Source organism: Pokkaliibacter sp. MBI-7 (assembly GCF_029846635.1).
GTDB lineage: Bacteria > Pseudomonadota > Gammaproteobacteria > Pseudomonadales > Balneatricaceae > Pokkaliibacter.
In genome coordinates this window covers 37,986-58,371 of sequence record NZ_JARVTG010000003.1, presented here as the reverse complement: position 1 = coordinate 58,371, position 20,386 = coordinate 37,986, and the positions used below count along the sequence as shown (strand labels likewise).

At 47.2% G+C, this 20,386-nt stretch carries 28 protein-coding genes; 19 read left to right on the top strand and 9 right to left on the bottom strand.

All coding sequences use genetic code 11. The features are described from left to right. The first annotated feature begins 79 nt into the window (after positions 1 to 79). From QCD60_RS30105 to QCD60_RS30085, 5 genes are all read left to right on the top strand, one after another. Positions 80 to 646, top strand: coding sequence for a HEPN domain-containing protein (locus tag QCD60_RS30105; RefSeq protein ID WP_279781218.1), 567 nt, complete (start codon positions 80 to 82; stop codon positions 644 to 646). 401 nt (positions 647 to 1,047) lie between these two features. Further along, positions 1,048 to 2,376, top strand: coding sequence for a hypothetical protein (locus tag QCD60_RS30100; RefSeq protein WP_279791161.1), 1,329 nt, complete (start codon positions 1,048 to 1,050; stop codon positions 2,374 to 2,376). Positions 2,377 to 2,439: 63 nt separating this feature from the next. Next, the gene (locus QCD60_RS30095) at positions 2,440 to 4,527 is read left to right on the top strand and encodes an ATP-binding protein (protein ID WP_279791159.1); all 2,088 of its coding nucleotides are present in this window, start codon (positions 2,440 to 2,442) and stop codon (positions 4,525 to 4,527) included. Positions 4,528 to 4,798: 271 nt separating this feature from the next. Continuing rightward, entirely contained in the window at positions 4,799 to 5,506 is a 708-nt protein-coding gene (locus QCD60_RS30090) for a polymorphic toxin type 44 domain-containing protein (protein ID WP_279791157.1), read from the top strand. Positions 5,507 to 5,519: 13 nt separating this feature from the next. After that, positions 5,520 to 5,918, top strand: a complete 399-nt coding sequence (locus QCD60_RS30085; RefSeq protein WP_279791155.1) for a hypothetical protein — start codon at positions 5,520 to 5,522, stop codon at positions 5,916 to 5,918. A gap of 85 nt (positions 5,919 to 6,003) precedes the next feature. Here the strand turns inward: QCD60_RS30085 and QCD60_RS30080 are convergent, their stop codons facing one another. The 8 genes from QCD60_RS30080 to QCD60_RS30045 all read right to left on the bottom strand — a co-directional run bounded on the left by QCD60_RS30080 (position 6,004) and on the right by QCD60_RS30045 (position 10,156). After that, positions 6,004 to 6,339: a hypothetical protein gene (locus tag QCD60_RS30080; protein ID WP_279781203.1), complete on the bottom strand. Its 336-nt coding sequence runs from the start codon at positions 6,337 to 6,339 to the stop codon at positions 6,004 to 6,006. Between the two features lie 12 nt (positions 6,340 to 6,351). Further along, positions 6,352 to 7,299 carry an N-6 DNA methylase gene (locus QCD60_RS30075; protein ID WP_279791153.1) on the bottom strand — a complete coding sequence of 316 codons (948 nt, stop codon included), beginning with the start codon at positions 7,297 to 7,299 and terminating at the stop codon, positions 6,352 to 6,354. Positions 7,300 to 7,381: 82 nt separating this feature from the next. Next, positions 7,382 to 7,810, bottom strand: a complete 429-nt coding sequence (locus tag QCD60_RS30070; protein ID WP_279791151.1) for an antirestriction protein — start codon at positions 7,808 to 7,810, stop codon at positions 7,382 to 7,384. Positions 7,811 to 7,893: 83 nt separating this feature from the next. Beyond that, positions 7,894 to 8,265 carry an LPD29 domain-containing protein gene (locus QCD60_RS30065; protein ID WP_279791149.1) on the bottom strand — a complete coding sequence of 124 codons (372 nt, stop codon included), beginning with the start codon at positions 8,263 to 8,265 and terminating at the stop codon, positions 7,894 to 7,896. A 122-nt stretch (positions 8,266 to 8,387) separates the two neighbouring features. Next, positions 8,388 to 8,699, bottom strand: coding sequence for a hypothetical protein (locus QCD60_RS30060; RefSeq protein ID WP_279791148.1), 312 nt, complete (start codon positions 8,697 to 8,699; stop codon positions 8,388 to 8,390). Positions 8,700 to 8,891: 192 nt separating this feature from the next. Next, on the bottom strand, positions 8,892 to 9,170 hold the full coding sequence (locus tag QCD60_RS30055) for a hypothetical protein (RefSeq protein WP_279781389.1): 279 nt from the start codon (positions 9,168 to 9,170) through the stop codon (positions 8,892 to 8,894). 312 nt (positions 9,171 to 9,482) lie between these two features. Beyond that, complete coding sequence (locus QCD60_RS30050; protein ID WP_279791146.1) at positions 9,483 to 9,905, bottom strand: type II toxin-antitoxin system VapC family toxin; 423 nt, start codon at positions 9,903 to 9,905, stop codon at positions 9,483 to 9,485. Continuing rightward, complete coding sequence (locus tag QCD60_RS30045; RefSeq protein WP_279791144.1) at positions 9,902 to 10,156, bottom strand: plasmid stabilization protein; 255 nt, start codon at positions 10,154 to 10,156, stop codon at positions 9,902 to 9,904. Before QCD60_RS30045 ends, QCD60_RS30050 begins: the two co-directional genes overlap by 4 nt. 182 nt (positions 10,157 to 10,338) lie before the next feature. Between QCD60_RS30045 and QCD60_RS30040 the strand changes: the two genes are divergently transcribed. The 5 genes from QCD60_RS30040 (at position 10,339) to QCD60_RS30020 (ending at position 12,805) form a co-directional block, all read left to right on the top strand. Continuing rightward, positions 10,339 to 10,953 carry a recombinase family protein gene (locus QCD60_RS30040; protein ID WP_279781385.1) on the top strand — a complete coding sequence of 205 codons (615 nt, stop codon included), beginning with the start codon at positions 10,339 to 10,341 and terminating at the stop codon, positions 10,951 to 10,953. A 197-nt stretch (positions 10,954 to 11,150) separates the two neighbouring features. Next, entirely contained in the window at positions 11,151 to 11,432 is a 282-nt protein-coding gene (locus QCD60_RS30035) for a DUF1778 domain-containing protein (RefSeq protein WP_279781383.1), read from the top strand. Beyond that, positions 11,429 to 11,935 carry a GNAT family N-acetyltransferase gene (locus QCD60_RS30030; protein ID WP_279781381.1) on the top strand — a complete coding sequence of 169 codons (507 nt, stop codon included), beginning with the start codon at positions 11,429 to 11,431 and terminating at the stop codon, positions 11,933 to 11,935. The genes QCD60_RS30035 and QCD60_RS30030 overlap by 4 nt, the downstream gene beginning before the upstream one ends. A gap of 391 nt (positions 11,936 to 12,326) precedes the next feature. Beyond that, the gene (locus QCD60_RS30025) at positions 12,327 to 12,527 is read left to right on the top strand and encodes a DUF5397 family protein (RefSeq protein WP_279781380.1); all 201 of its coding nucleotides are present in this window, start codon (positions 12,327 to 12,329) and stop codon (positions 12,525 to 12,527) included. Next, a complete protein-coding gene (locus QCD60_RS30020) occupies positions 12,527 to 12,805 on the top strand; it encodes a virulence factor (protein WP_279781378.1) in 279 nt (92 codons plus the stop codon). The genes QCD60_RS30025 and QCD60_RS30020 overlap by 1 nt, the downstream gene beginning before the upstream one ends. 185 nt (positions 12,806 to 12,990) lie before the next feature. Here QCD60_RS30020 and QCD60_RS30015 read toward each other — a convergent pair whose 3' ends face one another. After that, positions 12,991 to 15,489: an EAL domain-containing protein gene (locus QCD60_RS30015; RefSeq protein WP_279781376.1), complete on the bottom strand. Its 2,499-nt coding sequence runs from the start codon at positions 15,487 to 15,489 to the stop codon at positions 12,991 to 12,993. A 294-nt stretch (positions 15,490 to 15,783) separates the two neighbouring features. Here QCD60_RS30015 and QCD60_RS30010 point away from each other — a divergent pair, with 294 nt between their 5' ends. The 9 genes from QCD60_RS30010 (at position 15,784) to QCD60_RS29970 (ending at position 20,382) form a co-directional block, all read left to right on the top strand. After that, positions 15,784 to 16,200, top strand: a complete 417-nt coding sequence (locus QCD60_RS30010) for a hypothetical protein (protein ID WP_279781374.1) — start codon at positions 15,784 to 15,786, stop codon at positions 16,198 to 16,200. Between the two features lie 64 nt (positions 16,201 to 16,264). Beyond that, positions 16,265 to 16,543, top strand: coding sequence for a DUF4282 domain-containing protein (locus QCD60_RS30005; RefSeq protein ID WP_279781372.1), 279 nt, complete (start codon positions 16,265 to 16,267; stop codon positions 16,541 to 16,543). Positions 16,544 to 16,719: 176 nt separating this feature from the next. Next, complete coding sequence (locus QCD60_RS30000) at positions 16,720 to 17,097, top strand: type II toxin-antitoxin system RelE/ParE family toxin (RefSeq protein ID WP_279781370.1); 378 nt, start codon at positions 16,720 to 16,722, stop codon at positions 17,095 to 17,097. 1 nt (position 17,098) lies between these two features. Further along, a complete protein-coding gene (locus tag QCD60_RS29995) occupies positions 17,099 to 17,425 on the top strand; it encodes an XRE family transcriptional regulator (RefSeq protein ID WP_279781368.1) in 327 nt (108 codons plus the stop codon). Positions 17,426 to 17,463: 38 nt separating this feature from the next. Continuing rightward, positions 17,464 to 17,607: a hypothetical protein gene (locus tag QCD60_RS29990; protein ID WP_279781365.1), complete on the top strand. Its 144-nt coding sequence runs from the start codon at positions 17,464 to 17,466 to the stop codon at positions 17,605 to 17,607. 148 nt (positions 17,608 to 17,755) lie between these two features. After that, positions 17,756 to 18,268 carry a hypothetical protein gene (locus QCD60_RS29985; protein WP_279781363.1) on the top strand — a complete coding sequence of 171 codons (513 nt, stop codon included), beginning with the start codon at positions 17,756 to 17,758 and terminating at the stop codon, positions 18,266 to 18,268. An 885-nt stretch (positions 18,269 to 19,153) separates the two neighbouring features. Continuing rightward, complete coding sequence (locus QCD60_RS29980; RefSeq protein ID WP_279781361.1) at positions 19,154 to 19,438, top strand: DUF1778 domain-containing protein; 285 nt, start codon at positions 19,154 to 19,156, stop codon at positions 19,436 to 19,438. Beyond that, positions 19,435 to 20,004, top strand: a complete 570-nt coding sequence (locus QCD60_RS29975; protein ID WP_279781359.1) for a GNAT family N-acetyltransferase — start codon at positions 19,435 to 19,437, stop codon at positions 20,002 to 20,004. The genes QCD60_RS29980 and QCD60_RS29975 overlap by 4 nt, the downstream gene beginning before the upstream one ends. A 120-nt stretch (positions 20,005 to 20,124) precedes the next feature. After that, a complete protein-coding gene (locus tag QCD60_RS29970; RefSeq protein WP_279791142.1) occupies positions 20,125 to 20,382 on the top strand; it encodes a hypothetical protein in 258 nt (85 codons plus the stop codon). Positions 20,383 to 20,386 lie beyond the last annotated feature (4 nt).

Below are 20,386 nucleotides of genomic sequence, written 5' to 3'. Positions count from 1 at the left end.
TCTGGGATGGCATTGCTATCTTATGACGTTATTCGTAAAGCAGGTTGCTGGATCTGCGCCCACTTACTCATAGGACGTGATGATGTCTAATGCAAAAGAGGCCTTTCGGTATTCGATACGCGACGCTGAGGAGTTGTTGGAACATTTTGATGCGTTGAATAGCAACCCGCCCCCGGCCAATGCCGAAGTGCTAAAACGGGCAGGGTTGGTGATGGCGTTGACGGCGTGGGAAACCTATGTCGAGGACCGCATTGGTGAGGCGATCAATTCTCAGCTACGGCTGATTGCTGGTAGCCATTGTGGCGAGTTTATTCGGAAGAGGCTTGAGGGAGAGCTGAAACGTTTTCACAACCCGGATGCAAGCAAGACGAGGCAACTGTTTGTGGACTATCTGGGGGTTGATGTCACCGACAGTTGGGTTGGTCTGAATGCCGATGCGGCTACCAACAGAAAAGCATTGGACAACTGGATCAATAAACGAGGGCAAGCTGTACATCGTTCCAAAGTAAATGTTCCAGGGGCAACAGCTGCCCACCTGGTACGACGTGAGGATCTGGAGAGGGCTATTCGGTTTGTGAAAATGCTGGTTGAAACGACTGACTCCTGTCTGGAACAAGTGCTCATGGGAAGGAATGGGGTACTTTGAACATGTTGCAAGGTGTCAGCGGCCAAGCCACACTCCAATACAGAGCTTTTGTGCTGAAGATTGAGGAGTACCTAATGCGGCCTTTCTCGTGAATATTAGTTGCATAGCGCAGATTAATAATAGGATGCGAAACCGGCGTTATTAGAGTAGGCCAGGAGGAGATCACTGTAGCGCTATAGGTTTGATTTTTCGAGTTAAAAGTTGTGACGCTTCATACCTTTAACGGCAAACATGCCCAATTGTAGAGCTGCATTTTCTAGGAAAGCTGACCTAAGCACAGAATGGGCTCTTCTTGCCCTTCCGCCACGCAGTGAGCCCTAGATGGGCTACTTATCCTGGTAGACTTGCAGAGCAACTGATAACATTGACAGAGCGGTTTAGGTTGATGTAGGGAAGGTTAGATGTTGTCGGTAGATGAGAAGATTATAAAAAAGATTCACTCTCTATATGATGTAGACAAAGAGTATTGGTCATTCTCTGGTAGGTCAAAGAGGACCCATTGCCATGGTTTCATAAAGTATCCAGCAATGATGGTTCCTGAAATGCAAGGGGAACTAATTGATTTGTTTCTGAGCGTTCGAGAGGGTATTAACTCTGTATTTGATCCATTCGTAGGCTCTGGGACTACAATGGGAGAGTCAATTATTAGAGGTCTTGATTTTCAGGGTGTAGATATTAATCCTTTGGCAATATTAGCCTGCGAAACTAAATCAGATTCCTTCTATCTATCTTCACTTGAGGAAAAAATAAATTTATTAAACCGCCGGTTGATTTTAGATAAGTCAGAGGCTGTTGAGGTTGATTTTCCAAAAATTGATAAATGGTTTACCCCTAGAGTAAAAATTGAGTTAAGCAAGATCAGAAGAGCAATAACTGCTGAGCCTAGTAAGTGGGCTAGGAGGTTCTTTTGGGTAGCTTTCAGTGACACGGTCAGAGATAGTTGTAATTCAAGAACCTCAACTTATAAGCTTCATATAAAACCACCTGGTTATTTAAATGATACAAACTGTTGTCGTGATGTGTTTATAAGAAAGATTGAATCAAATTTCAATTTGAAAAAAGAACAAAGAGAGTTATTGAAAACAAGGGGTCTTCTTCCTCGTTCCCGCATAACTAACACAGTAGACTTGCAAATATCTGATATTCGTAAGAAGCCTAATAAGCACGATTATGAAAGACATGACCTGCTAATAACATCTCCTCCATATGGCGATAACCAGACTACAGTTCCATACGGGCAGTTTTCATATCTTCCATTAATGTGGATTGATACAAAGGACTTGCGAAATAGTGTGCCAGATAACCTCCTTTTAAATTCATCATCAATAGATGCGGCTAGCCTTGGAGGCTCAAAGAGAGGTGCGTTGTTAAATATTGATCGGCTTCGAGGATTATCAAAGAACTTTTCATCCAGCATGGATATTCTACTGAAGAGTAATAGTAGCGGTGTTGGACGTTTATCATCATTTATTAGAGATTTAGATGATTCCCTAGATAATATTCTTTTAAGAATGAAGTCAGGAGGATTCCTTGTCTGGACCTTAGGTAATCGACATATATCTGGTAATAAAATACCGCTAAATGAAATTTTGAGAGAGTTGCTGGAAAATAGGCGGTGCAGCTTTATAACGGAAATTGATAGAACTATTCCCTTTAAACGGATGGCAAGTAGAAATAGTAGCTCTCAGACTATGAATGAGGAAAAGGTCTTGATAATGACAAAAAGATAGTCCTTGTACACTCTCAATGTTTTTTAAATCTATATTTTGATTCTTATATAAAAGGGATGGGGTATGTCAGAGGTATATTTAAAATTTGGGGGGAAAATTATCGAGGAGCTCTCACAGAAAATTCCTTCCACGCTGTTTGCGCTTAATGAACTAATTAAAAATGCTTATGACTCTTTCTCTCCGGATGTCACAATAAAAATTGATCCATTAAGGCAGACTGTAATTGTTTCTGATCATGGGAATGGGATGGGGGAGGATGATATTGCAAAATTATTTCATATATCTAGAAGTTCGAAGATTTATGGTTCTTTGATTAGCCAAGATGGGATAGAAAGAGTTACCCAAGGGTCTAAAGGTCTGGGATTTTTAGCTGCATTTAAATTTGGAGATAGAGTTGAATGGGTTACCTGTAAAAATAATATTCGTAGTAGGTTCTCATTAAAAAAGTCTACCTTAGTAGATAAAGAGGACTTAAGCGATACAAAAATTAGTGTGATAACTGACTCTTGTGAGAGAAAAGGAACAGAAATAATAATTCACTCGAGTGATAGAATAATTGAAGAGTTATTAGAAGATTTAAAAGATGACAGGATGATCGAAAAACTGGTTGCTACTATCCAGGATGAATCATTTGAGATTAAAGTTGATATTGAAAATCAAAAAAATAAATATTCAACTGGAAGGCTAGTGTCATATTTAAAAGAGAGCGAGGAGGATCAACTGTTTTATGTTAAGTACGACTCTGAAGAAAATGAAATATTATTCTATCATAACAAGGAATTGTTGAGATCTTATCCAGGACTTCTAGAGTCTGAAATTAGAACCGATTATGCAATAAATATAGAGCTGGTTATTTTCCATTTTGAAAGTGGAAGGAACTCAAAGCAAGTATCACCATTAAATAGAAGAATTCATGATAGTGCTCTCTATCCATTGGTTTATATAAATAGAAACTTATTCAATAACAACATTATCTTTGACCCAGAACTTCTTAGAAAGTCCAAGTCTACATTGGCCTTGCCTCAGATGATTGGTAGGATTAATCTGACAAGTCAGAGTAATGAGCTGGAGTTTAATTCGGACAGGACTAATTTTGTTGAAAATACACTGACGAAAAAAATAGTTAAAGATTTAAGAACACTGAATGAGGAAATCCAGACTAAAGGCTCTGAGTTAAAAAGAGAACTTAAAAGTAAACATGGAGGCCAGCTCCCAACTGGTAAAGCAATCGAAGTTCCAGAAGCTGAAGAGAATAAAATAAAGGCCGCAGCTATACTTATTAATCGGCAGTTGCCTTCATCTTATTTCATTCCTTCTGAACAAATTGATTTGGAGGATTATATTTATCAAGTAAGAAATAGTCGTGGAGAGGAGGTTGGGAAAGACAATGTGGAGATTACTGTAGATAGCACATTAGTGAATAATAGAATTTTGCCATCTATTGAGGACGTATGTGAAAAAGTAGTCTCTTTCAGATATAGAGATGAACATACAGATCTGGTGTTGTCTGAAGTTGTTTTGAGGTTTGAAAGAAAAAATTCAAATGTTGCAGGTGAACCAAAAAATAAGTCTATATTTACAATAGAATCTAATTCCGAGTATAAGATTAAGGAAGGCGTTGTCTCTAATTTAATATATGCGATTGATAAAGCCTATTTGACAAGGAGTCGAGGTGATTATTTACCACTGGTTGCGTGTTCTATTAGGACTATTTTTGAATGCTCTGCTAATAAGTTATTAAAATCAAAAAAGCAATGGTTCGCTAAGATTGCTTTTGGCACCTCAGATAAAGAAGCTAAAAAGGAGTTTGGTAATAGTTCGTTGTTGATGGATGTTTTCCATATTCTGATTTTACTTAAGAAAAATCAGCCCCTTGTGAAAACAATTGCTGACGCTACAGGTATTAGCTTCAGTACCATGAATAATCTTTTGATTCTAGCAGATTTCAAGAATGCTGTAAGACTTTCAAATGTGGGGGCACACTCCTCATCTAGTTATCTAACGAAGTCTAAAATTGAGGAGTGTGCAGACAAGTGTGGTCTATTCGCGGTAATTTGTGATGTGTTGATAAATCTTGACAGTAGCGTTGCTAGTAGTTTCAGCGTTGTCAAAGTAGATGTTGATGATTTTAGACAAGTCCTAGGGGCATAAGTTTAGATCAATGTACATCACATCATCTTTTATACTGCCTTACGATGAAATGTATGCGGTAGTGGTGTTAGCCAAAAAGAGCAAGGCCCTTCTGGAGCCTTGCTGACTGGAATGATTCTATCGTGGTGATGGGTCAAGCTGGCTGGGTTTGGGCACAGCAGAGACTGGCTGATAGGGCAGGTGGCGTAGCCTGTTGTCCGTGGTAGGATTTTGCGCTTTCAGGTACTGGTGAGGAATGCTGGTACCGCTTCACCTCAACAAGGAACGTGCTATGAGCAATCCCAGCGTTTGTCCTACACCCACAGGCTCAGCAGTGACCAGCAATCCCGCCGGTCAGCCCTACCTTGACGAACTCACCCCCATCGCCGAATACATGGCCAGAGAGATCAGCACTAACCTGCGTTCTCGTGATGTGCGGGCGATGAAGCACCTGAATCATTCCGCTGACTACTTTCTAAATCATGCGCGCGAGCTGAAGTCGTGGGGCCTGGGCGAGTTGCTGGATTGGGGCAAAGACAAGGCCAAAGGGCTGACGGCCCGGGAGGCGGCCATGATGATCTGGACCATGAAGGTGGCGCAGGACAGCAGCTGGGATCATAAGCCGGTGATTAGTCGGTGCTTTCATCCGCGTGATCCGCAAGAGCAGCAGTATCATGCGTGGAAGGATCGGCGTTACTTCTACGACATCTGGTCCAACATTCACTATGGCTTTATCGGTGCCGCGTCCGGCTTTACCAATTCGCAGTTGTCAGATGGGGCTGGTCTTGAACAGATAGGCAGTACACTGTTCAATCTCAAATGGCCAGCCAGGGAGGGGATTCCCACTGGTCGCTTACGTGATTTTGACGGGGTAAATGATCGAAAAAGTGTGCAGTTAGGAATAGACCTCTATGCAAAATATCCGGTAGGCCCAAGTGCCAAGGCGTTGGTTGATAGCATATTAAAAAGCAATATCCTGTTTTATCCACCTAAGCCATAAGGACTTGCATCCAATGAAAGGTGTTTTAGTGGGTGCATTAGTAGCTGTTGCATCTCTGTGGTTTTTCTTTGGACCAGACAGCTCTGTTAGTTATGTGGAAATTGAATTTTTAGCCCCTGTTGGGGCTACTCCAATACGTACTGTATCTATCACCTCTGGCAAGGATAAGAGTGCTCTTACTGATATTGAGCCCGGTGAAACACGAACGACACGTATCTATCCTGCAGACGGTACGGACAATCAGATTGGTCTGCAGATATTAATGTCCCCACTGCCTCCAGAGCATTGGGAAGGATGGATGGGCCAACGCTACTACCCTCCAGGCACTGCTTTCCGTACCCATATCCAGATTGATCAGGAAGGTAAGGTGATTTCTGAGAAGTCCTGTCAGTTACCGTGCTCCTTTGACTGATTCTGCTGGTTTGTGTTTGTCTTAGATGAGTAAGGCCCCACTGGGGCCTTACTGCATTAGGGTGAAGTTAAACGGGCAGGTTGGTTTAGTCTGTCAGTGTATCCGTGCTCCACACGTGTTGCAGATCCTGTATGTGCTCGTAGCCATCGGCGACTAGCCGTTGCTGCAGACGATCTGCATCTACTCCCTGGATCTCATCGGGAGAGAAGCGAACCACGACCCAACCGGGTTTATCCGGGTTGAGATGAGTGGCTAGTTTCTGCAATGCATCCAGGATAGATGCCTTTGCAGTGCCCGCTGGATCCGTGCCTTCGCCGTAGGCAGGATGAGGGTCATAGAAGATGTCTCCCATGTTCTGTACTGCCTGGGTAGCCAGTTGCTCAATCAATTGGCTCAGCGAGTTCTCTGCGTCCGTGTTCATGAGTGCATGTCCTTATGCTGCGACAGGTGTTGGCTTGGTAGTGACGGTATAGGTTGCCCGTGGACTTTCAATCAGAGAAAGCTGGGTCAGTGGTGCGATACGGTCTGTATAGCGTACTGCTTCCGTTTCCGTGCTGACCTCATCGGCTGCATTGACCTCACCGACTGACGAGGCTGGCGATGTGGCTGGTTCAGTGATGATGTGACCCACTTTCTGATCCAGATCTGTCCCAGGCTGTAGCAGTTTTCGCATGGCTTCTGCCTGAGTTCTACGCCGTAGTTTGGCGCTCCAATCGCCGAGGTAGTGGGCGAGGGTGTACATGCGCCGACTGAATGCCATCGACAACGTGTTGCCGATGATAACCTCTGCTGGAATATGCAGGAGGGTCAGCTGGATGTAGCACATCCATGCAGCAATCGGGTCAATGTCGATGCACTGTGCCCACATCTGTTGCTGGGGTGAATGTCCACGCTCCTGAAGTGCTTCTGCAAAGGCAATGATCATACCTCCGGCACCGCAGGCGGGATCGCTGACAGAGACAAATCCATGCGGATTCTCGGCATAGGGATCGTTATTACCTAGCTGGAGTCTGGCCATCATTCTCGATATCGAAAACGGGGTGAAAAACTGCCCCAGGTGACCTGATGAGATGTCCAGGCTCATATAAAGCTCTCCCAGCACGTCACGGGGATGGCTCTCCAGTTCCATGGTGAGTACAGCGAACAGTTGGGTGAAGCGCATCACATCGTCTTTCTCATACTGCTTTACGATGTCGAGGTATTGCTGCTCCAGTTCCTGATCAAAGGCAGCGGCATTGTGTAGTGCGATACCTGCCACGGTGACAAAGTCCGCAAAGACCTTATAGCGGTGATGGTAGCGAGCAGTCTGGTTGAAGAGGGAGATGAACTCACGGGTACTCGCCGACTGGGCTGTCGCCGTCACTTTTTCGGATGGGGTCATGATTGAGTCTCTGTGGTGAGGAAAAAGAAAAAGGCCCCGAAGGGCCTGAGTGAGAAGAGGATTCCAGTGAAGTTGAGAGAGGTCAGTCGATGGCACTTAGAATGCTGCTTGCTTCGGCATGCGCACAGGCAAAGTCTCTGAGTCTGTAGAAACTCTCACCAACGTCGTCGTTATTTGTTTTCCATGCCAACATGTTGAGCGTAAACAGCGAGGCGACGATGCCGGCGGCATCAAAGCTCATGCTTCCAGTAAAGTGATTACTAGGGACTTCAAGCGTCAGTTGACCCTCTCCTATCGGGGCCATGTAGACCCCTCGATTCGACAGCGCGAAGAACTGCCATTGTCCACCGTGGTAGGCATCGGCGTAGCTATTAAGCTGACGAAAGGTGTTAATCACAAAGAGGATGGAATGGGCAGGCTTGCCTCCCAGATACTGAGAGAGCGTACTGCCAACATCGTCTGGCTGAATAAGGGTGCGGGTGATGCGGTTTTCTGAGGTCAGTGTCGACATGGTGATCTCCATAAAATGAGCACGGAGATACCGCCCGCTGGGGAGGTATCCCCATGCGGGCTGGTTGAGAAGCGAGCCTGGTGTCAGGCTACAAACGTGATATGTTTCACCGAGCCGAAGACCTGATGCCAGGGCGTGCGGTGTTCAATATACATATCCTGGTGAGTGTCATAGCTACCCGCCTTAAAGGCGCCGATAGTTTCATGCACTTCATCCCGAGTAGGACCTCCTTCCCATCGCACAATGATCTCGGTGAAACCATTCATCCGAACAGAGAAGGTATGGCCAGGAAAACGGTGTTTCAGTGAAGCACGGATGTTCCGTGACGCGAGCTTCGTGCTGTAGACGTCACCTGCGCCTGTTCGTTGCAGGTGCCGGTATTCAGCCGCCTGGCTAAGCCGTTTAACTTCGTCACTGAACCGCTTGTTAGCGGCCAGGATGTCCGTTGCGTTCATGGTTGATCTCCGAAAAGGGTTGCACGGAGATACCACCCACCGGGGACAGTATCCCCGAGTGGGTGAGGTGAAGTGGCCTGATAGTTCAGGCGGGTTATACGTCGAGCATCGATGACTGACTCTCAGGCCACGTTGATCATGACACTGGGTTGAGCCAGGTCATGACAGGTGGCCACCAGTTGGACTGGGGGCTGTTGTCGATCAAAGACAGTAAAGGTCAGCTGCCTGGCTGTGGGGTTGGACTTCATGGCCATGAACAGGCTGTGAAGCAGCCTTGGTACAGCGGCGAGCGCTTGACTGCTCTGATCATGGCAATGGCTGACATGATCGATAGCGTAGGAAGAAATGAGTACACGAAAAGGCCTCACCGCTTCTGCAGGGAAATACTTCCGCGCAAACTGCTGGCCAGCCAGGGTGATGCAGGTTGAGTACATGATGAGTCTCCAGACAGCGGGAGACACATCGCCCCAGCGGGAATGTGTCCCGCTTGGGTAGAAGAGTGAATGGGCGATCTGTAGCGAGCGCTACCGCCACCGAAATGAAGAACAGCAAGGCCTCCTGATATGAGATGTCATCATCGTCAGACAGGTGACCACCCAGCGGGCTAGCCGCTTTGGGGTGAGAAGTTACTGCATCGGCGCGTAGCGCATGGCGGTCAGGATAATTCCAATACCGACGACTAACAGACTGCCAAGGCGGAAGGTCAGTTGCAGGCTCAGCTTATCGACTTTGCTATCTAGCTGATCAATGCGCCGCTCAAGTTTTTGCTCAAGCAGTGCCAGATCAGCTTTGGTGGCCAGTTGGTCGCTCATCGCTTCTCCCAATGCATCGACAACCGCCCGGGCGTTAGCCTCTGGGACGTTGATCGATACAAGAGCCGTATACAGTGCAATATCCAAGTGCATAAAAGGTCTCCGGTTGAAAACGGGAGACCACCCATGGGGATGTCTCCCGCAGGGGTGTGAAAAATATAGTGAAGTCGGTGCCAGTCTCAGTAACTGAGTGCGTGTCTTCGCCAGGAGCTGAGGCACATCGCGCATTTTTGCCGAACTGATCAGCGATCAGTGCCACCTGATCGGCAGTGGCTGGGGTTCAGTCAACAGACTGATACGCGGGAGTAATGATCAGGGAGGGGAGGGATGGGCGTCAAGGGAATGTTGGTGGCTCAGGATGGGCTGAGTATGCAGTTATCAGCGTGGGGAAACTCTCTTGTGCCGTCACTGCATGGCCTCCCACGGGTTGATGACGTTGAGGCCGGCCGCCTGGAACGGCGCAACGTCGCGCGTGGCGACGGTGAAGCCGCGAGCGTTCGCAATGGCGGCGATGTAGCCGTCCGGCGTGGGGAAACCCTTGCCAGCGGCACGGGCGCTAACGGCCAGCTCGGCATAGTGCCGGGCTGCGCTGGCGTCGAAGGCAAGCACGCGATCCCTGAACAGCTCCAGCAAGCCATCCAGTGTCTGCGACAGTGCATCCTTGCGGCGGCCGGACGGCAAGGTACCGATGCCGAACAGCAGTTCGGCAAGCGTGACACTGGACAGGTAGAGGGTTTCCGCTGCTTGCTCATCCAGCCACGCCTGCACGACGGGATTCGGTTCCGCTTTCATCACCTCGGAAACGACGTTGGTATCCAAGACAATCATTCAAACCTCACAGGCTCGGCCGGAGCCTTGTCGCGCACTTGCTCGAAGGCTGCGATGTCATCATCGGTCAGCCCGACGCGGCGGCCCAGCTCGGCCAAGGCCGTGCCCAGGCGAAGCCGCTCCGGCGGACGAACGGTCAATTCGAGGATGTCGCGGATTTCGGCCTCGGTGCTGCGGCCGTGCATTGCTGCGCGTACACGAAGCGCGCGATGCACCTCGTCCGGCAGATTTCTAACGGTAACTGTCGCCATGTTGGCCTCCTGCGCTTTACGCTATCAATGAAAGCATTTTAATCCGAATGCTATCACGACGAAAGGGTCCTAAATAGATCGTTTTCGGACCCCCCTCAAACACCCTGTCCTAAAATTAGCCTTCTCCTATTTTGGACATGCCGTATGATACGAACACTGATTTCGTACATGTAGGTGCACGTATGTCCCGCATTTTCGTCTATGCCCGTGTCAGCACTGCTGACCAACATACTGATAACCAGATACAAGAAGTTGTTGCGGCGGGCTTTGCTGTAAATCAACGGCGGATCGTAACAGAGCACATCAGCGGCAGTGTAGCAGCGCTTGAGCGTCCACAGTTTGCCAGACTGCTGGATCGCCTGGAGCCCGGAGATATATTGATCGTGACCAAGCTGGATAGGCTGGGTCGCAATGCCATGGATGTTCGGGCCACCATAGAACTTCTGGCAGAAGATGGTATCCATGTTCATTGCCTGGCATTGGGAGGTGCGGATCTGACCAGCCCTGCAGGCCGGATGACGATGATGGTGATGAATGCGGTCGCGGAGTTTGAGCGAGATTTGCTGATAGAGCGCACTCAGGCAGGTCTGGCAAGAGCGCGTGCCGAAGGGAAGAGGCTAGGGCGCCCACCGGCATTGAGTGACGAAGATCAGGTCAAAGTCATTGACCGCTTAGCGGCAGGGGTGTCTGTCGCTCAGGTAGCGCGGGATTTTGGGACTACCCGACAGTCGATCATGCGGATTAGAGCTAAACACGAAACAGCTGGCGTTCATGAGGCTGTCCAACATGATACATAGCAATAAGCTACCTGTAGCCTAAAGCTACTAAGTAACGTGCTGCTCGTTTATATTTTGTAACTGTTTAGAACTTTATCGTTCGGTTTACATTTATTTTGTCAGTCAATACCAGGGAAGGATCTATACCGGAAACCATGAAATAGGGGAATGGATATGTACGGCAGTATGCCGTATCATATTATCAGGAGGACACCACTATGCCCGCAGCTACATCTACCGCCCGACTCGAAGCCAGGATCAGTACCGATCTGCATTCTATGCTCAAGCGCGCTGCTGAACTGCAGGGACGCACCATGACTGATTTCGTGGTCGCAGCCGTGCAGGAAGCTGCACAGCGTGCCATCGAGAAAGCTGAGGTCATTCGTCTGTCGATGGCTGATCAGGAGTGCTTTTCACAAGCATTGCTTTCACCACCGGAGCCCACACCTGCCTTGGAGCGCGCTTTCGCTCGCCGTAGCAAGCTATTGCGCGCTGAATGAGCACTGCGCCGTTCCTGCTCGTTCCACTCAATGCTGCGCATGACCGCGCTGCTTTTGACTGTGGCTCAGAATCACTTGACCGTTATCTGCGAGAGCAAGCCACCCAGGATATGCGCCGGCGTGTGGCCGCCTGCTTTGTGGCATTAGATGGAGAGCAGCGCATAGCAGGCTTTTATACTCTGGCATCTGCAAGTCTGCTGCTGGCCGATCTTCCGGCTGAGGAAGGAAAGAAGCTACCACGCTACCCGACCGTACCTGCAGTACGCATGGGACGTCTGGCCGTCGATCAGGCTTTTAAGGGGCAAGGGCTAGGAGGAGCACTGTTAGCTGATGCACTTGAACGTGCTGTTCGGTCAGAGATTGCCGCCTATGCCTTAATGGTCGATGCTAAGGATGAAATGGCATCTTCTTTCTACCAACATCATGGCTTCATCGCTTTGCCGGATTCGCCGTTGACGCTTTTCCTGCCTCTGGCAACAGTGCCCACATCTCGGAAGGCATAAGCTTCACATCTAAGAACGGGTTCACGATTTTTTGAGCAGTATTGCCAGATGAGCGCATCTTAAGCTGGTATTGAGCCACCGCACGCCATTCTTCTAGAGTTGAGAATATTTGGACGATGTAGTGTGCGGCATCCAGAAATGAAAAAAGCCAAGCGTTCAGCTTGGCTTTTTTCATAACGAGGTGGAGCGGTACCGCATTGTGAGAACATACAGCCTCGCTAAACAAAGACTGCGACAACTGAATGCCTTTTCGCCCCGGCTCGGACTGATCTCGCCGGAAAAAGTGAAGTTAACCACCAGGGGCATTGGTATCAATGCTGCTGATGTTTACAAAGCAGATGGACGGTATAATGCTTGAACTGGTTATACTCTTACCTTCTGGAGGTTCGTCATGCAAAACTCAGCTCCACTTCCCTCTGTACCGGAAGGTGTAATCAAGTGTTTTGGTGCATTTGGCCCAAAATATGAGGTGGGTAAGGCGCTGCGGCAGCTGGATGATGGTGACTGGTTAGTAGAAGTAAAGCTGCTTGAAACGGGCGAAAAAGCTGAGTACCGCCTGACTAACATCACGGATGATCCAGAGGCTCACTGATGTACGCAATTGCATTTGATTTGGTCGTCGCAGATACCCAAAACAATCACCCTAAAAGTGTGGCGCAGGCTTACATTGATATTGCAGCAACACTTGGACAGTATGGCTTTAGTCGCATTCAGGGCAGCTTGTACGTCACTGAAAAGGAAGATATGGCAAATCTCTTCTTAGCCATTCAAGCCTTGCGGGGCATGACATGGTTCCCACAGTCAGTACGCGATATTAGAGCTTTCCGTATAGAACAGTGGTCTGACTTCACGTCTTTGGTAAAACAGTAAACAGAGATCTATTGCCTAAAGGTGCATTAAACGAAGGTTTTTCTCAATACTTGGGGCGGTATGACATTTCCGCTCTAATTGCGTGGTGTGAGGGACCGTCTCAAGCGGCACCGAAGCGCTGCTCTACCTGCTAGTCAAACAGCCCCCAGCAATTCCATTCCGCAGATTTTTCCAGTCTCGCTGGTCTAACTTACCCTTCGTTTTTCTGGCTGTAGATGGGCATACATGCTCTGTATTTCCCTAGCAGTCGTGACAGGTAATTCTTTTATAATAAAGTGAGCGCTCCCTTCCTCCTCAGCAATTTTTAATACATCACTCTCTGCATTTTCAGCAATGACCACCCTATAGGTCTCTGGATGCAGGTGCCAAATACGATTTAGAAAGTCTAATAGATCGGTATCAACAAGATTTTGAGCAATAAGCACCATGCCTATTTTGTAAGTCGCCATCATATCCAGCGCTGAATGTGCTGTGTCTGCGATTAAAATGTCCTGAGTAATATTAGCTAGTGATCGTTTTAAAGCCTGCTGCTGTGTTTTGCTATAGTGAATAATAAGGGTATGAGAGGTATCGTTTTTAAATAGTTCGATTTCTTCTTTATCTATATATTGCGCTTTAAGCAGCTCTGAAAACTCTTCAGATGTTACGGGCCTTGAAAAGAAATACCCCTGTACAGTATTGCATCCATGCAGTTCGAGAAGGCGTATTTGTCCAAATGTTTCTGTTCTCTCAGCAATGATCTCAATCTTAAGTTGTTTTGACATGCTCACAATGCTGTCAATGATGGCCATATTCCGAGGGTCATGGGAAATTTCTGTAACAAAGGAACCATCTATTTTTATCTTATCAATTGGGAATTTTTTTAGGTGGCTCATATTGGAGTAGCCCGTGCCAAAGTCATCAATAGCAATTTTCACTCCAATACTTTTTAACCTGCGCAGTAGTGGTGCGATTTGACTGTTTTTCTCCAGAGAGAAGCTTTCCGTTATTTCCAGTTCCAGATATTCTGCTGGCAAGGAATATCTTTCCAGACTGTCAATGATAATCTGCTCTAGATTTTCGGCCTGTCTTAAGGTGTATGGTGAAATATTGACTGCCATGGTTATTTTTTTCTGATATTTTTCATGCCATGACTTTAAGGTTCTGCAGGCTTCATCAACTACCCAGGCGGTGATGGACATAATCGTGTTTGACTGTTCAGCAATAGATATGAATCTATCGGGAGCAATCAGTCCAAGTGATGGATGACTCCAGCGGATCAGGGCTTCAGCACCAATAATTTCACCTGTCCGCGACACGACCTGTGGCTGGTAATACAGAACAAACTCTTGATTGCCAACCGCCTCCTGCAGATCTTTCTCTAGGCTATTACGTTGAGCATTTTGCTCATGGGTCTCTGTGTTGAAATGGCAGTAGGTGTTAGGTCCTTTCACTTTACTCTGGTACATCGCAGATTCAGCGAGATGAAGCAGCTCTTCGCCCATTTCGGCATCCTGTGGGTACTGACTGAACCCTAAGCAGGCAGTGCAGTTGAGCACTCTGCCATCAATACAGTAATCCTTGTTGATCTGGGCTTGGAGTCGATGAGCAATGGCATGCTCACTGTTTGGATTTTCTAAACTAACGATCAATGCAAATTGGTCAGTGCCTAGTCGGGCAATCGTGTCTGAATCTCTGACTGTTTTTTTAAGGGAAGTCGCAATTTCTCTGAGTAATAAATCACCCGTATGATGCCCATAAGCACTATTGATCCATTTGAAGCCATCCAGATCGATAACGCATACAGAAAAGGAAAGGTTCTTTCTGCCCAAGTGAATAATAGCTTGCCTTAATCGATCCATTAATAATGTACGATTTGGTAGGTTTGTTAACGTATCGTGTGTTGCCTGGTAAATGAGCTGATGTTGAAGCTGTGTTCTATCCGTCGTATCTCGGATAATGATTTGTATTGTTTTTTCACCTGCATACCAGTGCGGTTGTCGAGTGACCTCAACATCAAATACGGTATCATCAAGCCGTTTTGCCTTTTCATTCTGTCGATAGGTAGCAGATTTTCCCTGAAATATTACCTGCATGGCTTGTTGGGCTATGCTTATACTTTCGGGTGCGACCAGGAGTACGATGGGTTTGCCGATTAATTCTGATATTTTATTTGCTCTGTATAGAATACAGGCCGTATGGTTGGCGTAAACAACTTTTCCCTGCGAAACAATCAGTATGCCATCGGGTGACTCTTCCACCAGTTGTCTGTATCTGTCCTCGCTACGAGCAGAAACTTCACATTGATGAGCCAGCTCTCTCCATATATCACGTATTTCCAAATGAAGGCTTAATCGATACTTAATTTCATTTATGTCATAAGGATTTACCAGACAGTCTGAACCGCCGGCATCAATCACATTCTGTATTGCATACGCTTCATCTGGGTTCAGCATGAAGATAATAGGAATGCCGGAGAGTAGGTGATGACTCTTTATCTTCTGGCTACAGCTATAACCATCCATGTCTGCAGGCTGTGAGTGCAGGAAAATGAGATCAATGGCATTGCGTTCAGCAATAGAAATGCCGGCTTCTCCTGTACTTGTACAATATATATTGTATCCAATTTTCTGAAGTGTCTGCTCCAGGAACTGTCGACGCGATTCGATACCATCGATAACGAGTATGGAAGCTAAGTGAGCCATAGTGACCTCCTGAAAGGAGCTTTATATTTTCATAATTATGCGCCCATAAGGTGTTTATGAAAGGGGGCAAGTGATAAAGTTATAAAAAGGGCAACACTGCTGGAACTATTCTTATATCGCATGTGGGATAAAAGTAATATTGTTCTTTATATTCGTATTGTGACTTTTTATCCGCTTCTGGTGACAAAATCTGTCTCGCGCCGCCGGAACATGGCGCCATGTATGTAATGTGACGCAGAAAAGGGTGGCTGCTGACTGACAGCACTCTGTTTTTGATTGATCAAGGACGATCTGATGCATCTACTTTCCAATAAGTGGCTTGTGGCCACTGCTCTCTTTGTCACTCTGATGTGGGGCGCGTACTTTCTGGACCAGCCTCTCATTCTGCTGTTGAATCTCCTGCTGCTGGGCTATGTCTTTCTTGCGGACTCCTTTTATCCCTCTGGCCCCGCTGACAACGCCATCATTGATGAGCTGGTCAAAACCTGTGAGCGTGAAACCCAGCAACGTTGCATTATTCACACTTATCGACTGACTCAGCAGGAGTCATCGAGAGGGCAACTGGTCTACCACGCCAAGGCTACCTTCAGTGTGCCAGCAGAGGCTGGCCACCACCTCATTAAAGAACTGGATAAGGTCATTATCTACCAGCGCAGAGGCTCGGGTGTCTGGCTGTTGGAGTACATGGCTGATCTGGACGTCGACTTTTGAGCTTCGTGCTCAACATCACAGGTAGCCTGGCTGCCTTTCCCCTGACTCAGATAAGGAGATATTCATGAATATCAGGGACATTCTGCACTTCGATACCATGATCACCCCCAAGATCATCACTGTTGTCTATTGGTTGATGCTGCTGTTTGCAGTGGTATCAGGTCTGGGCATGATGTTCGGTGGCTATCGGATAACTTTTTTTGGTTTTCTGACAGGGCTGGCTGCCATGATTGGTGGCGCAGTGGCTGCCCGGATCTGGTGTGAGCTGTTCCTGGTGCTGTTTAAGATCCATGAAAACCTACAGAAAACAGCGGCAGCGACAGAGTTAAAAGAGCCTGTTTGATGATGTTGGCAGGCCGTACTCTCAGGCGGTCTGCCGTTTTTTCGTCAGTGTCACGCGAAAAGAACCATGTGAAAGGGATGCTAGAACGATGAGGAAGGGTAAGCTCAGTCTTCATAGCACAGCCCGTTATGGGTCGCCCAAATATTGATCAAATATTCCGCAAAGGTTATATTTGAATGAGCCATGAGGTTGAATACACGGATGAGTTTGAAGTGTGGTGGAATGCTTTGACTGAGAGTGAGCAAGTCAGTGTCACGGCTTCAGTTGAGCTTCTTGAACAGCATGGCCCGAATCTGCCTCACCCACATAGTTCAGCAATAAGTGGCTCCCGCCATGGTCACATGCGAGAGCTAAGGATCCAACACTCAGGTCACCCATATCGTATTTTCTACGCCTTTAACCCCAGACGTATGGCAATACTGCTGATTGGAGGCGATAAAACAGGGAACAAGCGCTTTTATGATCAGTTTATCCCTGTTGCTGACAGGCTCTATGACGAGCATCTGATGGAGCTTGAGCAAGAGTCTGCCACTAGCGACTCAGGAGAAAATTAAGATGGCCAAATCATTCAGTGTATTGAAAGCTAAAATGTCTCCTGAAGCCCAAAGAGCTGTGCAGGAGAAAGTACATGCAATGATGCAGGAGATGCCTCTTGCTGAACTTCGCCATGCTAGACAGCTATCGCAACAGGACCTGGCGGATAAACTAAAGGTCAAGCAAGCTGCAATTTCAAAACTGGAACGTCGAACCGACATGTACATCTCCTCTTTGAGAGATGTTATTCAGGCTATGGGGGGCGAGCTGGAGATCAAAGCTAAGTTTCCAGACGGTGATGTGAAAATCACCCAGTTTGAAAGTATTGAAGGTGCAAATCCCGCGTAATTTAAGAGGCGCTCGAATAGGCTCAGGGAGAGGAATACATGTCAAACGATTGGCAGATTGCACTGATCGTCGTTATCGAGAAAGAGCTTGCACAGCTCAAATGGCTCATTGAGCGTGAGCAGCATGGTGAAGACGAAGTTGAGTCTGGTGATGTTCACTCTCAAATCAGCCGTATAATATAAGTGGCCTAACAGATCTCGTCTATGCTGAAGGCCTGCCTCTCAGTGAAACTACCCGTGCGAAACTTCGTTCTCAGAATGAGATAGCTATGCAATGGATGCGCACTAGGGCATTTGGAATCTAATAGGGTAGCGAAGAAGGGGATTACGTATGGCTTGGTTAGAACAGCCCATCGCAGTTGTGGTTGCGGCTTTCATGGGGTCGGTGGTAGGCCCGTTGGTGGTTGATCTATGGAAGAATAAGCGATCCAAAGGCAGCTTTCATCGGATGGTGACTTCGGACGTAGCTTCGCGGGTCAAAGTGATGAAATCTTCTGCAGAAGGCTTGGAATCAGCGATTACTAGGGCAGAGTCTGAATCAGACTATTTTCCCTATGTCATTGTCACGCAGGGGATTACGGATCTAATTGTCTGGGGGCAAGACAAGTGGCATCTGCCTGAAGCGCTATCTGCAGATATATTGGAGTTCTACAACCAAATTCTTGCGATCCAAGAATGCACCACTCATATGTACAGTAGTGATTTTGAGTCACGTAATTTTGATAGGGAAAGGAAGCTGAAACTACTAAGACGTGTTCTGAGCGACATGAACGATGCCGTGGCAACGGGAAATGATCTTCTCGCAAAGCTCAGAACGTCAGTGAATGGTAACACTAAACTATAATGGGGCCGGGGCCTGGTTGATACATAATTAACACTCCTACATAGCTTGCCTATTCAAAGTACTTCTGGAGAGGGATATTGTCAATATCTTTTATATTGACAAATTTGCTCAATATAGTTTGCTTTTGTTTTGTCGAAGCGACTGACCGGATGAGATCGAGCGCTTCCCAGCTAGAGCAATCTAGTGCCCACGCAAGGTGAGCCGAGGTGAAAACCGAGTGGTGTCCGGATCTGCTTTAATGCACGAAAATAGCGCCTCTTGGCGCTTTTTTCGTTTCTAGGCCTATCGTTTTGTCGCCACTGGTTTGTTTGTATAGATCTTACCGCAAAGAAGCACAAATCCCATGCTCCCCAATACCGACGGTTTATCCTCTGTCTCGTGGTACGCGCTTTCCACGACCAGGTTCAAGTCTTGTGGCTTTTCCTTTGCAGCACGTTTCAACTCAAAAAAACATGGTAGGGGCCTGAAGGATCTTCAATAGTGATGGAGTAGACCCAAGTGCGGCGAGCAGCCGTTTGCTTCACTTTAACTTTCGGATCATTTAACTGTTGATACCGAATGGCAGCACGTATCGATATTGGTGTGCGGAGGCCTGATTTCAAGTGATGTAATCCGATGAATATATGTATCTTTTTTCCGTACTATGTACGGCTATTGACTTGTCTTGAAAGAGGGTCGTATAGTTTTAAAACCGTACCATGTACGGCTTTAAAAACTTGACTCACTATCTACCGCAGGAGTTTGATCATGCCAAGACATGACATGAAATGAAATGGCCTTTTGGCTAGTGACCTACCTTACGTAGGTAAAAGCATATCACGGCAACGATGCCCTGTGGCTGCAGTCGCCCTGTGATGTTCTGGAGAGAGACGAAGAGGATTAGCTATGGCTAACCAAGCTTTGAGTGATGTCGCCTCAAAGAGTGCGCGCATTGAACTTAAAACAACGCCGGAAGTGAAATTGATGCTAGAGCAGGCTGCACGGTCTGCTGGAGTGAATCTGAGCGCTTTTATCATTGCCCAAGCCCAAGAGCAGGCCAGACGTATCATCGCAGAATCCAGCGTGATTCGTCTAAATGCGGAGGCATGGTCAATGTTGGAAGAGGCTGTTCAGAATCCAGCTCCCCCTACTGAAGCGCTGAGGGCCCTGATGAACAGAAGAAAAAGATGACCCATGACCATGAGAAAACCAGTAATGTATTGATTTCTACCTTTACCCAATCTGATATTGCCATCACTCCAGCGAAACTTAAGCAGTTTGACTGTGGTGATACTTTTCTAAATAGCTCGGCCAGAAAACTTCAGAAGACTGCTAAAGAGCATCAACTGAAAGTATATGTGGCCACCCTTGACGATAACTTGGTGGGATACTGCACAACCCGCGTTGGTCAGCTGATGCGAGATGATTTTGCAGGCGGCTCCTACACAGGCATGCCCCGACTTATCCCGGTACTGCTGCTAGAGCAGATTGCGACGGATATCCGCTATCAGAAGCAAGGTATTGGTTCTGATTTGTTGGTAGAGGCGGTATTTCACTCAGCCCTGAAGGTGTCAATGCATGCAGGTCTGCAGGGGGTAGCCCTCTGGTCCCACCCAAGAGCTGTCGCGTTCTATCGTAGTTTGGGCTTTATCACACTACCAACCACGCAAAGTATATCTGACGGTGATCAGGCGATTGAGTTGTCGCTGATGTATCTTGATATAGACACCATTATTGCTTCGTTGGGCGATGGGTAGAGATATTCAGAAAGGTGTTACCAGGAACCAGCTCTGCTATCCGGCTCAGCTGGTTTTTCTTTACAACCCGCTCATTTTCTATTCAACTTACCCCCACCACAGGCGTACAAGGAGAGTCCCATGCCCGCCCACACCTCAGCTACCAAGGCTGGTTTTCTGCAACGTCTAAAGGATCGACGTTTCCAGATACTGCTGTCCAAACAACTACTGCTACTGGCAACGAAGATAGCCGCCATCGTACTGGGTGCAGTTGGCGGGTTGTTCAAGGATCTTGCTAAACATCTACCTGACGCGATTGCAGATTGCGATGTTGGCGGAAGCGTTTGCAGCGATTCATCAAAGTCAGGTTATCGTCATAGAAGGAGATGGCTATTATAGCGGT

What these genes read in the sequence shown, in the direction of transcription:
- QCD60_RS30025 (WP_279781380.1), top strand. Translation starts at nt 12,327, where the DNA reads ATGCAAAACTCAGCTCCACTTCCCTCTGTACCGGAAGGTGTAATCAAG.
- QCD60_RS30065 (WP_279791149.1), bottom strand. Translation starts at nt 8,265, where the DNA reads ATGAACGCAACGGACATCCTGGCCGCTAACAAGCGGTTCAGTGACGAA.
- QCD60_RS29970 (WP_279791142.1), top strand. Translation starts at nt 20,125, where the DNA reads ATGCCCGCCCACACCTCAGCTACCAAGGCTGGTTTTCTGCAACGTCTA.
- QCD60_RS30080 (WP_279781203.1), bottom strand. Translation starts at nt 6,339, where the DNA reads ATGAACACGGACGCAGAGAACTCGCTGAGCCAATTGATTGAGCAACTG.
- QCD60_RS30045 (WP_279791144.1), bottom strand. Translation starts at nt 10,156, where the DNA reads ATGGCGACAGTTACCGTTAGAAATCTGCCGGACGAGGTGCATCGCGCG.
- QCD60_RS30075 (WP_279791153.1), bottom strand. Translation starts at nt 7,299, where the DNA reads ATGACCCCATCCGAAAAAGTGACGGCGACAGCCCAGTCGGCGAGTACC.
- QCD60_RS30040 (WP_279781385.1), top strand. Translation starts at nt 10,339, where the DNA reads ATGTCCCGCATTTTCGTCTATGCCCGTGTCAGCACTGCTGACCAACAT.
- QCD60_RS30020 (WP_279781378.1), top strand. Translation starts at nt 12,527, where the DNA reads ATGTACGCAATTGCATTTGATTTGGTCGTCGCAGATACCCAAAACAAT.
- QCD60_RS30055 (WP_279781389.1), bottom strand. Translation starts at nt 9,170, where the DNA reads ATGCACTTGGATATTGCACTGTATACGGCTCTTGTATCGATCAACGTC.
- QCD60_RS30010 (WP_279781374.1), top strand. Translation starts at nt 15,784, where the DNA reads ATGCATCTACTTTCCAATAAGTGGCTTGTGGCCACTGCTCTCTTTGTC.
- QCD60_RS30015 (WP_279781376.1), bottom strand. Translation starts at nt 15,489, where the DNA reads ATGGCTCACTTAGCTTCCATACTCGTTATCGATGGTATCGAATCGCGT.
- QCD60_RS30000 (WP_279781370.1), top strand. Translation starts at nt 16,720, where the DNA reads ATGAGCCATGAGGTTGAATACACGGATGAGTTTGAAGTGTGGTGGAAT.
- QCD60_RS29985 (WP_279781363.1), top strand. Translation starts at nt 17,756, where the DNA reads ATGGCTTGGTTAGAACAGCCCATCGCAGTTGTGGTTGCGGCTTTCATG.
- QCD60_RS30105 (WP_279781218.1), top strand. Translation starts at nt 80, where the DNA reads ATGATGTCTAATGCAAAAGAGGCCTTTCGGTATTCGATACGCGACGCT.
- QCD60_RS30050 (WP_279791146.1), bottom strand. Translation starts at nt 9,905, where the DNA reads ATGATTGTCTTGGATACCAACGTCGTTTCCGAGGTGATGAAAGCGGAA.
- QCD60_RS30035 (WP_279781383.1), top strand. Translation starts at nt 11,151, where the DNA reads ATGCCCGCAGCTACATCTACCGCCCGACTCGAAGCCAGGATCAGTACC.
- QCD60_RS30090 (WP_279791157.1), top strand. Translation starts at nt 4,799, where the DNA reads ATGAGCAATCCCAGCGTTTGTCCTACACCCACAGGCTCAGCAGTGACC.
- QCD60_RS30085 (WP_279791155.1), top strand. Translation starts at nt 5,520, where the DNA reads ATGAAAGGTGTTTTAGTGGGTGCATTAGTAGCTGTTGCATCTCTGTGG.
- QCD60_RS30060 (WP_279791148.1), bottom strand. Translation starts at nt 8,699, where the DNA reads ATGTACTCAACCTGCATCACCCTGGCTGGCCAGCAGTTTGCGCGGAAG.
- QCD60_RS30100 (WP_279791161.1), top strand. Translation starts at nt 1,048, where the DNA reads ATGTTGTCGGTAGATGAGAAGATTATAAAAAAGATTCACTCTCTATAT.
- QCD60_RS30095 (WP_279791159.1), top strand. Translation starts at nt 2,440, where the DNA reads ATGTCAGAGGTATATTTAAAATTTGGGGGGAAAATTATCGAGGAGCTC.
- QCD60_RS30070 (WP_279791151.1), bottom strand. Translation starts at nt 7,810, where the DNA reads ATGTCGACACTGACCTCAGAAAACCGCATCACCCGCACCCTTATTCAG.
- QCD60_RS29990 (WP_279781365.1), top strand. Translation starts at nt 17,464, where the DNA reads ATGTCAAACGATTGGCAGATTGCACTGATCGTCGTTATCGAGAAAGAG.
- QCD60_RS30005 (WP_279781372.1), top strand. Translation starts at nt 16,265, where the DNA reads ATGAATATCAGGGACATTCTGCACTTCGATACCATGATCACCCCCAAG.
- QCD60_RS29995 (WP_279781368.1), top strand. Translation starts at nt 17,099, where the DNA reads ATGGCCAAATCATTCAGTGTATTGAAAGCTAAAATGTCTCCTGAAGCC.
- QCD60_RS30030 (WP_279781381.1), top strand. Translation starts at nt 11,429, where the DNA reads ATGAGCACTGCGCCGTTCCTGCTCGTTCCACTCAATGCTGCGCATGAC.
- QCD60_RS29975 (WP_279781359.1), top strand. Translation starts at nt 19,435, where the DNA reads ATGACCCATGACCATGAGAAAACCAGTAATGTATTGATTTCTACCTTT.
- QCD60_RS29980 (WP_279781361.1), top strand. Translation starts at nt 19,154, where the DNA reads ATGGCTAACCAAGCTTTGAGTGATGTCGCCTCAAAGAGTGCGCGCATT.